The organism is Rhizobium sp. B230/85 (assembly GCF_019355735.1).
In the GTDB taxonomy this organism is placed as follows: domain Bacteria; phylum Pseudomonadota; class Alphaproteobacteria; order Rhizobiales; family Rhizobiaceae; genus Rhizobium; species Rhizobium rhododendri.
In genome coordinates this window covers 1,870,472-1,883,769 of record NZ_CP072156.1, presented here as the reverse complement: position 1 = coordinate 1,883,769, position 13,298 = coordinate 1,870,472, and the positions used below count along the sequence as shown (strand labels likewise).

10 protein-coding genes and 1 pseudogene are annotated in these 13,298 nt (G+C 60.5%); all 11 read right to left on the bottom strand.

Annotation, left to right across the window (positions count from 1 at the left end; translation table 11 throughout):
- Window positions 1–16: 16 nt before the first annotated feature.
- The gene (locus J5289_RS09105) at window positions 17–781 is read right to left on the bottom strand and encodes a biotin--[acetyl-CoA-carboxylase] ligase (RefSeq protein WP_247750662.1); all 765 of its coding nucleotides are present in this window, start codon (window positions 779–781) and stop codon (window positions 17–19) included.
- Entirely contained in the window at window positions 778–2,217 is a 1,440-nt protein-coding gene (gene nuoN, locus J5289_RS09100; RefSeq protein WP_209183512.1) for an NADH-quinone oxidoreductase subunit NuoN, read from the bottom strand. Before nuoN ends, J5289_RS09105 begins: the two co-directional genes overlap by 4 nt.
- 17 nt (window positions 2,218–2,234) lie before the next feature.
- A complete protein-coding gene (locus J5289_RS09095; RefSeq protein ID WP_209206581.1) occupies window positions 2,235–3,743 on the bottom strand; it encodes an NADH-quinone oxidoreductase subunit M in 1,509 nt (502 codons plus the stop codon).
- Window positions 3,743–5,728, bottom strand: a complete 1,986-nt coding sequence (gene nuoL / locus J5289_RS09090; RefSeq protein ID WP_209187387.1) for an NADH-quinone oxidoreductase subunit L — start codon at window positions 5,726–5,728, stop codon at window positions 3,743–3,745. The genes J5289_RS09095 and nuoL overlap by 1 nt, the downstream gene beginning before the upstream one ends.
- Before the next feature lie 7 nt (window positions 5,729–5,735).
- The gene (gene nuoK / locus J5289_RS09085) at window positions 5,736–6,044 is read right to left on the bottom strand and encodes an NADH-quinone oxidoreductase subunit NuoK (protein ID WP_004122490.1); all 309 of its coding nucleotides are present in this window, start codon (window positions 6,042–6,044) and stop codon (window positions 5,736–5,738) included.
- Between the two features lie 30 nt (window positions 6,045–6,074).
- Window positions 6,075–6,689: an NADH-quinone oxidoreductase subunit J gene (locus tag J5289_RS09080; protein ID WP_142829048.1), complete on the bottom strand. Its 615-nt coding sequence runs from the start codon at window positions 6,687–6,689 to the stop codon at window positions 6,075–6,077.
- Window positions 6,690–6,842: 153 nt separating this feature from the next.
- Window positions 6,843–7,334 carry an NADH-quinone oxidoreductase subunit NuoI gene (gene nuoI, locus J5289_RS09075; protein ID WP_111220581.1) on the bottom strand — a complete coding sequence of 164 codons (492 nt, stop codon included), beginning with the start codon at window positions 7,332–7,334 and terminating at the stop codon, window positions 6,843–6,845.
- Window positions 7,335–7,373: 39 nt separating this feature from the next.
- Complete coding sequence (gene nuoH / locus J5289_RS09070; protein WP_209183508.1) at window positions 7,374–8,417, bottom strand: NADH-quinone oxidoreductase subunit NuoH; 1,044 nt, start codon at window positions 8,415–8,417, stop codon at window positions 7,374–7,376.
- Between the two features lie 12 nt (window positions 8,418–8,429).
- Complete coding sequence (gene nuoG, locus J5289_RS09065) at window positions 8,430–10,511, bottom strand: NADH-quinone oxidoreductase subunit NuoG (RefSeq protein WP_209183506.1); 2,082 nt, start codon at window positions 10,509–10,511, stop codon at window positions 8,430–8,432.
- Window positions 10,512–10,836: 325 nt separating this feature from the next.
- Complete coding sequence (nuoF, locus tag J5289_RS09060) at window positions 10,837–12,141, bottom strand: NADH-quinone oxidoreductase subunit NuoF (protein ID WP_142829051.1); 1,305 nt, start codon at window positions 12,139–12,141, stop codon at window positions 10,837–10,839.
- Between the two features lie 285 nt (window positions 12,142–12,426).
- Window positions 12,427–13,293, bottom strand: a pseudogene (gene nuoE / locus J5289_RS09055) (NADH-quinone oxidoreductase subunit NuoE); the annotation flags it as partial.
- Window positions 13,294–13,298: the final 5 nt, after the last annotated feature.

The window sequence follows — 13,298 nt, the reverse complement described above, 5'->3', positions numbered from 1 at the left end:
TCTGTTCTTTAATCCATTATCCGAAAAAGACGTCGCCTGCGGCGATCGTCATCAGCCGGCCATCGCCGGTATCGAGCTTGAGCAAGCCACTATCATCTATCCCTGCGAAATGGCCGGAAATCGACCGGTCAGGCAGGTTTACCGTTATCTTCTCACCGATGCCGCAGGCGACCCTTCGCCAACGCGCCACCGTTTCCGCCACACCGTGGCCGCCGTTCCATTCCTTCAAAGCCTCTGCCATCGCCGCATAGAGGTGCGCAAACAACTCTTCCGGTGAAACTGCAGCACCTTGCTCGGCAAGCGAAGTCACCGGGTATAGCGGGTTGTCGGGCATGACCGCAACATTTATGCCGATGCCTATGACAAGTGCGTAGCGGCCGTCAGACAGCGCCTCGCCCTCGATCAGGATGCCGCTGGTCTTTTTGCGGCCGATGAGGACATCGTTCGGCCATTTGACTTCGACCGGGTTACCGCCGGCTGGCATCACCGATCGCACTGCCTCCTGGACCGCAACCGCGACTGCCAGAGGAAGCGACCCAATCCGCTCCATCGGCGCGAGATCTATGAGCAGAAGGGAAGAATAGAGATTGCCAGGCTCGGACGCCCAGGCACGGCCACGACGCCCGCGCCCACCTGTCTGCCTTGAAGCCGTGACCCAGAGATTGCCGCTGTCGCCGGCCCGTGCCCGCGACAAGCACTCGCTGTTGGTAGAGATCGTCTCGCCAAGCGCCACGTGCCGATAGTCGACCTCCCGCCGACGTCCTGTATCCGCCGCCGTCAAAACAGCGTCGTGGCCGCGACGTCTGCCGCCGTGCCAAGCGCGCCGCCGAAGAAGGCATAGGCGAGCACGAAGATGCATGAAGCGCCGAAGACGATGCGCAGCGTGCCGGGAACCCGCGCAAACTCGACAGTCGCCTTGTCGAACCACATGACGCGGACGACGCGCAGATAGTAGTAGGCACCGACGACCGAGGCCATCAGGCCGATGACCGACAGGGCATAGAGCTTTGCTTCGACGGCCGCCGTGAAGACGAAATACTTAGCAAAGAAGCCAGCCATGGGCGGAATGCCGGCCATGGAAAACATCTGGATCGTGAGCACGAATGCCATGAAAGGATTGGTCACCGACAGGCCGGCGAGATCGCTAACCTTCTCGACGCGTGTTCCGTCCTTAAGGCGCATGGCCATGATGCAAGCGAAAGCGCCAAGCGTCATGATCATGTATATCAGCATATACATCATCACGCTCGACACGCCGTGTGCATTTGCGGCGGCAAGGCCGACCAGTGCATAGCCCATGTTGGCGATCGACGAATAGGCCATCAGCCGCTTGATGTTTGGCTGGCCGACAGCGGCAAAGGAACCGAGCAGCATCGAGGCGATTGCGACGAAGATGATGATCTGCTGCCAGTCGCCGATGACAGGGTGGAAAGCAGTGGTGGTGATACGCACCAGCAGCGCCATGGCGGCAACCTTGGGTGCGCCTGACAGAAATGCGGTTACGCCGGTGGGTGCACCTTCGTATACATCGGGCGTCCACATATGGAACGGCACGGCCGAGATCTTGAAGGCGAGACCGGCGATCACGAAGACCAGGCCGAACACCAGACCGAGCGAGCGTCCGCCGGCCAACGCCGTGGCGATGCCATCGAACGTCGTGTGGCCGGTGAAGCCGTAGACCAAAGACATGCCGTAAAGCAGCATGCCGGACGAAAGGGCGCCGAGGACGAAATATTTGAGGCCGGCTTCCGTCGAGCGCAGGCTGTCTCGATTGATGGCGCAGACCACGTAAAGTGCCAGCGACTGCAGTTCCAACGAAAGGTAGAGCGAAATCAGGTCGTGGGCCGAGATCATCAGGACTATGCCCAGCGTCGCCAGCAGCAGCAGGACCGGATATTCGAAGCGGTCGAGCTGCTCGTCGCTGCCCTCGCCCATCACCATGAACATGGCGACGCCAGAGCCCACCAGCGCCGTGATCTTCATGAAGCGCGCGTAGCCATCGGCGACGTAGGCACCGCCATAGGCTGAGCCGGTGCCCTGGACGAACAGGATCCACAGCGCTGCGGCGGTGAGCACCAGAATGGCAAGTCCAGTGACCAGCCGCCCCGAGCGTTCACCTGCGAACACGCCGACCATCAGCAGCACCAGCGCGCCGATAGCAAGGATGATCTCCGGGACGGAGAGATAAAGACTAGCTGAAATTGTTTCCGCGATCATGTCAATACGTCCCGTTCTTACTTCGGCTGTGGTGCAAGCGGCGTGACGTGCAGCGCAGCATTGTAGTTATGTATCAGCAAGTCGACAGACGCAGCGGAGACGTCGAAAACAGGCTGCGGATAAATCCCGAAGAACAGCGTCACCAGGATCATCGGATAGACGATGAACTTTTCCCGGATCGAGATGTCGAGGAGGTCCTTGATCTTCGGGTTGGTGACCGCGCCGAAGATCATTCGGCGATAGAGCCAGAGCATATAGGCAGCCGACAGGATAACGCCGGTAGCGGCAAAGAACGCTGTCCAGGTGCTGATGCGGAAGACGCCGATCGTAGTCAGCAACTCGCCGACGAAACCGGACGTGCCGGGCAGACCGACATTGGCCATGGTGAAGAACATGAACGCCACTGCGTATTTCGGCATGGTGCTGACGATACCGCCATAGGCGGTGATGTCGCGGGTGTGCATGCGCTCATAGATAACGCCGACGCAAAGGAACAGCGCGCCAGAGATAAGACCGTGCGACAGCATCTGGAACAGGGCGCCGTGGATGCCGTGCTGATTGACCGCGAAGATACCCATCGTCACGTAGCCCATGTGGGCGACCGAGGAGTAGGCGATCATCTTCTTGATGTCCGTCTGCATCAGGGCCACGTAGGACGCGTAAATGATGGCGATGACCGAGAGCACCATCATCATCGGCGCGAAATAGGCAGAGGCATCCGGGAACATCGGCAGCGAGAAGCGCAGGAAGCCGTAGCCGCCGAACTTCAGAAGCAGCGCCGCAAGGTCGACCGAGCCTGCCGTCGGCGCCTCGACGTGGGCGTCGGGGAGCCACGTGTGGAACGGCCACATCGGCACTTTCACCGCGAAGGAAACAAAGAACGCCAGCCACAACCAGAACTGCATTCGCTCCGTATAGTGATGCGCCAGGATGTCCGGAATCGCCGTCGAGCCGACCTCGTTGTAGACGACGATGATCGCGACCAGCATGAAGATCGAGCCGAGCAGCGTATAAAGGAAGAACTTGAACGAGGCATAGATGCGCCGTGGGCCACCCCATACGCCGATGATCAGGAACATCGGGATCAGGCTGGCCTCGAAGAATACGTAGAACAGCACGATATCGAGCGACGCGAACACGCCGAGGATGACCGTTTCGAGCACCAGAAAGGCGATCATGTAGTCGCGGACGCGGTAGGTGATCGCATTCCATGAGGTCAGCACGCCGAACGGCATCAGGAAGGTCGACAGCACGATGAACAGCATGGAAATGCCATCGACACCGACATGATAGGAGATGCCGCGGGCAAGCCAGTTGTATTTCTCGACCATCTGGAAGCCGGCGTTGCCGTTGTCGAAGCCGATCCAGACGAAGAGTGAGACCACGAAGGTGACGAGCGTCGTCACGAGCGAGATGATCATGATGTTCTGGCGGCCGGCGGGTGTGTCGTCACGCATGAACAACAACAGCAGGCAGCCGACCAGCGGCAGGAAAATGACCGTGGAAAGAATTGGCCAATCGGTCATCAGATAGAACTCCCGAGCATCATCCAGGTAACGAGGGCTGCAACGCCGAGCAGCATCGCGAAGGCATAGTGGTAGAGGTAGCCGGTCTGCAGGCGAACGACCTGGTTGGCAAGGTCGACGACACGGGCGGCAACACCGTTCGGGCCGAACCGATCGATCGTGCCTTCATCGACGCCGTGCCACAGGAAGCGGCCGAGCGCCTTGGAGGACCGGACGAACAGAAAGTCGTAGAGTTCGTCGAAGTACCACTTGTTGAGCAGGAACTGGTAGAGCACGCGCTGCTGGCGCGCCAGCGCCTTCGGGGTCTCGGGCGACTTGATATACATGTACCAGGCCAGCACGAAGCCGATGACCATGGCGATGAACGGGCTGAGCTCGACCCAGGTGGGCAGGTGCTCCATTTCTTCCAGGATATGGTTGGACGGCGCCATGAACAGGGCACCCTTCCAGAAATGTTCGAAACCTTCGCCGACGAACTCCGTATGGAACAGGAAACCGGCGGCAAGTGCGCCAAGGCCCAGCACGTAGAGCGGCACCAGCATGACGTTCGGAGATTCATGCACATGGTGCATGACCTCGTGCGAGGCGCGTGGCTTGCCGAAGAAGGTGAGGAAGATCAGGCGCCAGGAGTAGAAGCTGGTGAACAGCGCGGCAATGACCAGCAGCGTGAAGGCGAAGCCTGCGACCGGGCTGTTCGAGGCGAAGGAGGCCTCGATTATGGCATCCTTGGAGAAGAAGCCGGCAAAGCCGATCGAGGTGAACGGAATGCCGAAGCCGGTGATTGCCAGCGTGCCGACGATCATCATCCAGAAGGTCTTCTGGATATGCGGACGCAGGCCGCCCATCTTGCGCATGTCCTGCTCGCCGCCGACGGAGTGGATGACAGAGCCGGCGCAGAGGAACAGCAGCGCCTTGAAGAAGGCGTGGGTGAAGAGGTGAAAGATCGCCGGGCCATAGGCGCCGACGCCCAGCGCCACGAACATGTAGCCGAGCTGCGAACAGGTTGAATAGGCGATGACGCGCTTGATGTCGTTCTGGACCAGGCCGACGGTTGCCGCGAAGAACGCGGTGATGGCGCCGATGGTGGTGACGACGACCAGCGCATCCGGCGACAGTTCGAACAACGGAGACATGCGGGCGACGAGGAAGACACCGGCCGTCACCATGGTCGCGGCATGGATCAGCGCCGACACCGGTGTCGGGCCTTCCATGGCATCCGGCAGCCAGGTGTGCAGCAGGAACTGCGCCGACTTGCCCATGGCACCCATGAACAGCAGCAGGCAGACGGCGGTCAGGGCATTGGTGTGATTGAGGTGCATGCCGAGGAAGCTGAGCACGACCTGATCGGCGCGGCTATTTGCAGCAAAGGACTGGGCGTTCGAGAAGATCACGTCGAAGCTGACCGAGCCGAACAGCACGAAGACGCCGGCGATGCCGAGCAGGAAGCCGAAGTCGCCGATGCGGTTGACGACGAAAGCCTTGATGGCGGCGGCGTTCGCCGAAGGCTTCTGGAACCAGAAGCCGATCAGCAGGTAGGATGCCAGGCCGACGCCTTCCCAGCCGAAGAACAGCTGCAGCAGGTTGTTGGCAGTCACCAGCATGAGCATCATGAAGGTGAACAGCGACAAATAGGCGAAGAAGCGCGGACGGTTGGGATCGTCGTGCATGTAGCCGATCGAGTATATGTGCACGAGTGTCGAGACCGTGTTGACCACGACGAACATGACGGCAGTCAGCGTGTCGATGCGGAGCTGCCAGGAGACATCGAAGCGGCCGGACTGCATCCAGCGGAACAGGTCTACGACGAGCGTTTCCTGGGTGCCAAGGGCAACCTGGAAGAAGACGATCCACGACAGCACGGCGACGATGATCATCAGGCCGGATGTGAGATATTCCGACGCCTTGGCGCCCATCTGCCTGCCGAAATAGCCGACGATCAGGGCACCGATCAGGGGAAGAAAGACGATTGCCTTATACAACAACATAGCGCGATCAGCCCTTCATCACATTGACGTCTTCCACGGCGATGGAGCCGCGGTTTCGGTAGAAGACCACCAGAATTGCAAGGCCGATGGCAGCTTCAGCAGCAGCGACGGTCAGGATGAACAGCGCGAAGACCTGGCCGACGATGTCGTTCAGGAAAGACGAGAAGGCAACCATGTTGATGTTGACCGCAAGCAGGATCAGCTCGATCGACATCAGGATGATGATGACGTTCTTGCGGTTCAGGAAGATGCCGAAGACGCCGAGCACGAAGAGGATGGCGCTGACCGTCAGGTAGTGGGAAAGACCGATGACCATAGTGTTGTTCCTTTATCCCCGCGTCTCAGCTCAGATGCCCTGCCCGGGCTTGACGGAAACTACCTCGACGGCAGTCGCCGGCGTACGGGCAACCTGTTTGGAAATATCCTGGCGCTTGATGTTCACCCGATGGCGCAGCGTCAGCACGATGGCGCCGATCATCGACACCAGCAGCACGAGGCCGGCGATCTCGAAGAAGAAGACGTAGTTTGTATAGAGGACGTCGCCGAGCGCTGCGGTGTTCGTGCGGGTGGCAAGATCGGGGATGGGCATCGCCACGGTCTTGGCGATCTCAGGCGAAATGACGCTGCCGCCGACCACGACGATCAGTTCGGCAGCGAGGATGATCCCGATTATCGCCCCGATCGGCGCGTAGCTCAAAAGCCCGGAGCGCAGTTCGGCAAAGTCGACGTCGAGCATCATGACGACGAAAAGGAACAACACCGCCACGGCGCCGACATAAACGACCAGCAGGATCATCGCCAGGAACTCGGCACCCAGAAGCAAGAACAGGCCGGCCGCGTTGAAGAATGTCAGGATGAGGAACAGGACCGAGTGAACCGGGTTCCGCGCCGAAATGACCATGAACGCCGACGCTACCGCGATGAAGGCGAACAGATAGAAAAATAGAGCCTGCAGACCCATGTTGGTGCCTTTTTCATCTTCCCCCGGGCAATCGGGAGAAAACCCCCGGCCCGATCCGGCTTCGCAACAATGACGCGAAGCCCCGGTCTATCTTGAACCATGGCGATGGCGAAAAGTGCCGCCGGCCGTCATGGCATATTCAGGCGCAACGGCTCAGCGATAGGGCGAGTCGATTGCGATGTTGCGAGCGATTTCGCGCTCCCAGCGATCGCCGTTATCCAGAAGCCGCTGCTTGTCGAAATACAGTTCTTCGCGGGTTTCCGTGGCAAACTCGAAATTCGGCCCCTCGACGATGGCGTCGACCGGGCAGGCTTCCTGGCAGAAGCCGCAATAAATGCACTTCACCATGTCAATGTCATAACGAACGGTGCGGCGGGTTCCGTCGTTGCGGCGCGGGCCAGCCTCGATGGTGATCGCCTGCGCCGGACAGATCGCTTCGCACAGCTTGCAGGCGATGCAGCGCTCTTCGCCGTTCGGATAGCGGCGCAACGCATGCTCGCCCCGGAAGCGCGGGCTGACCGGTCCCTTTTCGAAGGGATAGTTGATGGTCGCTTTCTGCTTGAAGAAATAGCGCATCGTCAGCAGGAAGGCGCCGGCGAATTCCTTCAGAAACAGCGAGCCGATGGCGTTGGATAATCCGGCCATTTTAAACTCCAAATCTGCATGAAAGCGAGACGGACATGATCATGCCCATCCCGTCAGCTTCAGGACGAATGCGACGATGACGACCATGGCGAGCGACAGCGGCAGGAATACCTTCCAGCCGAGGCGCATGAGCTGGTCGTAGCGGTAGCGCGGAACGAAGGCCTTGACCATGGCGAACATGAAGAACACCAGGCACGACTTGATCAGGAACCAGATGACGCCGGGAACCCAGTTCAGGAACCAGACATCCAGCGGAGGCAACCAGCCGCCGAGGAACAGGATCGTCGTCAGCGAGCACATCATGACGATGGCGCAATATTCGCCGAGCATGAACATCATGTACATCGACGAGCCGTACTCGACCATGTAGCCGGCCACCAGCTCGGACTCCGCTTCAGGAAGATCGAAGGGAGGACGGTTCGTCTCGGCCAGCGCCGAGATGAAGAAGATGATGAACATCGGGAACAGCGACAGCCAATGCCAGTCGAGGAAGGACGAGGGCAAGCCGATCTTGGTGCCAAGGCCGATCTTCTGAGACAGCACGATGTCGGAGAGATTGAGAGAGCCAACGCAGAGCAGCACGGTAACGATCACGAGGCCGATCGAGACTTCGTAGGAGACCATCTGTGCCGCAGAACGCAGCGCGCCGAGGAACGGATATTTCGAGTTCGATCCCCAGCCGGCCATGATGATGGCGTAGACCTCGAGAGACGAGATCGCCAGGATGTAGAGGATGCCGACATTGATGTTGGCGATGACCCAGCCGTTGGCCAGCGGAATAACCGCCCAGGTCATCAGCGCCAGCGTCACCGAAACCAGAGGCGCCAGCAGGAAGACGCCCTTGTTGGCGCCCGCCGGGATCAGCGGCTCCTTGAAAATGAACTTCAAAAGGTCGGCAAACGACTGAAACAGGCCGAAAGGACCGACGACGTTGGGGCCGCGACGCAGTTGCACTGCGGCCCAGATCTTGCGGTCGGCAAGCAGGATGAAGGCGATGAAGACCAGCAGGCAGACGAGCAGCAGGAGCGACTGTCCAACCATGATGATCGTCGGCCAGACGTAGGCCATGAAGAATGAATCCATCGTCCCCTACCCTTACTCTGCCGCAGCCTGGAAGTTGTTGCGGGCCAATGCCGAGCACTCCGCCATAACAGCGGAGGCGCGGGCTATCGGGTTCGTCAAATAGAAGTCTTTGATCGGCGACGCAAACGCGGATTTGCCCATCTTCCCGGCTTTCTTCGACAAAGCGACAATTCTGGCACTGTCAGCCACGGCGATCTCGTCGATCTCAGCGAAATGCGGGAATGCAGCGTAGAGTTTCGACCGCAACTGGCTCAGCGAATCAAATGGCAGCTTCTTTCCGAGGACGTCGGAGAGAGCCCGGAGGATCGCCCAATCCTCGCGCGCATCGCCCGGTGCGAAGCCGGCGCGGTTGCCCATCTGGACACGGCCCTCGGTATTGACCCAGATACCCGACTTCTCGGTATAGGTCGCGCCGGGCAGGATGACGTCGGCGGTGTGGGCACCCTGGTCGCCATGCGACCCGATGTAGACGGTGAACTTGGCGGTCTTGGCCGAGAAATCCATCTCGTCGGCGCCGAGTAGGAACAGAACATCCATCGCCGTCAGCATGGCGGCCGCGTTGACGCCCTTCTCACCCGGCACAAAGCCGAGATCGAGGCCACCGACGCGGGAGGCAACCGTGTGCAGAACGGCAAGCCCGTTCCAGCCCTCGGTGACTGCACCAACTCCGACGGCAAGCTTAGCGACGTTTGCAACGATGTCAGCTGCATCTTCGCGGATGAACGCGCCGGATCCGACGATGATCATCGGGCGTTCGGCATTCTTCAGGATCTCTGCAAAAGCGTGGCCGCCGTTGACGACGTCCAGCAGCGTATCCGGACCTGCACCGAGATAATCGTACTTGTAACGCATCTCGCCGCCTTCACCGATCACGCCGATCGGGAACTTGCCTCGACGCCAGCGCTTGCGGATACGCGCGTTGAGGACAGCAGCCTCATAACGCGGGTTGGCGCCGACGATGAGCAGCGCGTCTGCCGCCTCGATGCCCTCGATGGTCGGATTGAAGACATAGCTGGCGCGACCAAGCGACGGATCGAATGCCGCCCCATCCTGGCGACAGTCGAGGTTTTCAGACCCGAGCGCCTTCATCAGTTCGGAAAGGGCGTACATTTCCTCGACCGAGGCGAGATCGCCGGCGATTGCGCCGATCTTGTCGCCCGACGTGGAGGCGACTGCCGACTTGATCGCGGCAAAGGCTTCCGCCCAGGTAGCGACCTGCAGGCGACCGTCGCGACGGACATAGGGCTTGTCGAGACGCTGCGTCTTCAGGCCGTCCCAGATGTACCGGCTCTTGTCGGAGATCCATTCCTCGTTGATAGCATCGTTGGTGCGCGGCAGGATGCGCATGACTTCGCGACCACGGGTATCGACGCGGATGGCGGAACCGAGCGCGTCCATGACGTCGATCGATTCGGTCTTGTTGAGTTCCCACGGACGGGCCGTGAAGGCGAATGGCTTTGATGTCAGCGCGCCGACCGGGCAGAGGTCCACGACATTGCCCTGCAGCTCGGAGGTCATTGCCTGCTCGAGATAGGTGGTGATTTCTGCATCCTCGCCACGGCCGATGAGGCCTAGCTCGGAGATGCCGCCGACTTCGGTGGTGAAGCGGACGCAGCGCGTGCAGTGGATGCAACGGTTCATCACGGTCTTGACCAACGGGCCGATATATTTGTCCTCGACCGCACGCTTGTCTTCGCGGTAGCGCGACGAGTCGATGCCGAAGGCCATCGCCTGGTCCTGCAGGTCGCATTCGCCACCCTGGTCGCAGATCGGGCAATCCAGCGGATGGTTGATGAGCAGGAATTCCATCACGCCCTCGCGGGCCTTCTTGACCATAGGCGTGTTGGTGAAGATTTCCGGGAGTTCGCCGTTCGGGCCGCCTCTGATATCGCGCACGCCCATAGCGCAGGAAGCCTGCGGCTTCGGCGGTCCGCCCTTGACCTCGATCAAGCACATGCGGCAGTTGCCGGCGACTGACAAGCGTTCGTGGAAACAGAAGCGCGGAACTTCGGCGCCGGCTTCCTCGCACGCCTGGATGAGCGTGTAGTGATCCGGGACTTCGATCTCTTTGCCGTCAATCTTCAGTTTTGCCATCGTCCACTCAGTCCTGTTTCGCATTTGCCGCCGGACCCGGCTGCAACAAATTCATGACCGCAACAGCCTCGCCGTCAAACGGCCGAGAAGCCGCGCGCGATGCAATTGCCTAGCATTCCGCCTACAGAGACCACCACCCGGTCGCCCGCTGCCCCCAAGCACCCGAATCAACGGAGACGATCCGCAACACGGCTGCTTCCTTCATTCTACCGACAGTTGCCCGGGTCAACCGCGTATCTGTCGCCATCTCGTCGGGTCACCGCTTTCGCTGCCCCGCAACAGTCGGAGGGCGGCGCCTATTCGTGCGTCGCCATTACCGTTATTCCTATTCCGCCGCCTCGAGTACGGCGCCGTGGTCCAGCGCGTTGGCACTGTACTGGTCGATACGCTTTTCGATCTCGGGACGGAAATGCCGGATCAGGCCCTGCACTGGCCATGATGCCGCGTCGCCAAGTGCGCAGATCGTGTGGCCTTCGATCTGCTTGGTGACCTGCAGAAGCATGTCGATCTCGCGCTTCTGGGCATTGCCCTTCGCCATGCGCTCGAGCACCCGCCACATCCAGCCGGTACCTTCGCGGCACGGCGTGCACTGGCCGCAGCTCTCGTGCTTGAAGAAGGCCGAGATGCGGGCAATCGCCCTGATGACGTCGGTGGACTTGTCCATGACGATAGAGGCGCCGGTACCGAAGGACGAACCTGCGGCCCGCATGCCGTCGAAATCCATAATGCCGTCGATCATGTCCTTGGCAGGAACGATCGGGCAGGATGCGCCGCCGGGAATGACCGCCAGCAGATTGTCCCAGCCGCCGCGGATGCCACCGGCATGCTTTTCTACGAGCTCGCGGAAGGTGATCCCCATGCTTTCTTCAACGGTGACCGGCTTATTGACGTGACCGGACAGCATGAAAAGCTTGGTGCCGACGTTGTTCGGGCGACCTATGCCGGAGAACCATGCAGCGCCACGGCGCAGGATGGTCGGCGCAACGGCGATTGACTCGACGTTGTTGACCGTCGTCGGGCAGCCGTAGAGGCCCATATTGGCCGGGAACGGCGGCTTCAGGCGCGGCTGGCCCTTCTTGCCCTCGAGGCTTTCGAGCAGCGCGGTTTCCTCGCCGCAGATGTAGGCGCCGGCGCCGTGATGGACGATGATGTCGATGTCGTAGCCGAGCTTGTTATTCTTGCCGAGCAGGCCGGCATCATAGCATTCGTCGATCGCCGCCTGAAGCGCCTCGCGCTCGCGGATGTATTCGCCGCGCACGTAGATGTAGGCGTGGTTGGCGCCCATGGCGAAGGAGGCTATGACGCAGCCTTCGATCAGCGTGTGCGGATCGTGGCGCAGGATGTCGCGGTCCTTGCAGGTGCCCGGCTCCGATTCGTCGGCGTTGACGACGAGGTAGTGCGGGCGTCCGTCGTTTTCCTTCGGCATGAACGACCATTTAAGGCCGGTCGGGAAGCCGGCGCCGCCACGACCGCGCAGGCCGGAGGCTTTCATCTCGTTGATGATCCAGTCGCGACCCTTTTCGAGGATCTGTTTGGTGCCGTCCCAGTGGCCACGGCTCATGGCGCCCTTCAGCGACTTGTCGCGAAGGCCGTAGATGTTTGTGAAGATGCGATCCTGATCGTTCAGCATGTGCTTATTCCGCCGGTTCGTCGATTATTTCGAGACGTGTTTCGATGCATGACAGTCGCATGTTCATACGTCCAACAGATCTATACAGATTGGCAACGTCGCCGCGAGCAGCGTTTGCGTTTAGCGTGTGGACTGTAAGCCGACCACGGGTCGACGCGACGCATTCATACGCTTCGGCGTTTCCGAGAACCATGTCGGCCAGAATAGGCTTCATGCTCATCTGGAGACGATCATTCGTGACGTTGGCCATTCCTGTCATCATCACTGCGGCTTCTTGGGCGTTGGCGCTGCAGGCGCTTCAGCCGGCTCTGTGGCGCCGGCCTTGGCCGGACCGGACGCTGTGTTGTCCGCCTTTGCCGGCTGTGCGTTCGGAGTACCCGCTGGCGCTGCCGACTTGCCATCGGCCGGGCTCTTCAGCGCAGCGTTGGTCTCGGCATCCGTGCTTTTCGGCTTTGCTGCCTCAGACGGCGGCGTTGTCGCGCCTTCAGCGGCAGGGGCAGCAGGCTCCGGCGGCTTGTCCTCTGCCTTGGTGTAGGGCTGGTATTCGCCGAGAAGAGCCGTCGGGCCACCTTCGGGGGAGGAGAACCAGCGGTCGATCTGCGGACCCGGCTTGATCTCGGCGCCCTTGCCGGCCTCGAACGTGTCGATGATCTCGCTAAGCCGTTCCGGTGTCAGGTCTTCGTAGGTATCGCGGCCGATCATCACCATCGGTGCATTGACGCAGGCCCCGAGACATTCGACCTCTTCCCAGGACAACGTGCCCTCGGCATTGCGGGCGAAGGTGTGCTCGTGGATCTTGCTCTTGCAGACATCCATCAGCTTCTGCGAGCCGCGCAGCATGCAAGGGGTCGTGCCGCATACCTGCACATGGGCGCGGGTGCCGACCGGTTGCAGCTGGAACTGGGTGTAGAAGGTAGCGATTTCCAGGACGCGGATATAGGCCATGCCGAGGATATCGGCGACCTTTTCGATCGCAGCCTTGGACACCCAGCCTTCCTGATCCTGCGCGCGCATCAGCACCGGGATCACCGCCGATTGCTGGCGACCTTCCGGATATTTCTGGATAGTCCGGTCCACCCATGCGGAATTCTCGTCGCTGAACGCGAAGCCGGCAGGCTGGAACTGATTTTCTGCTAGTCGACGAACGGACATACTTT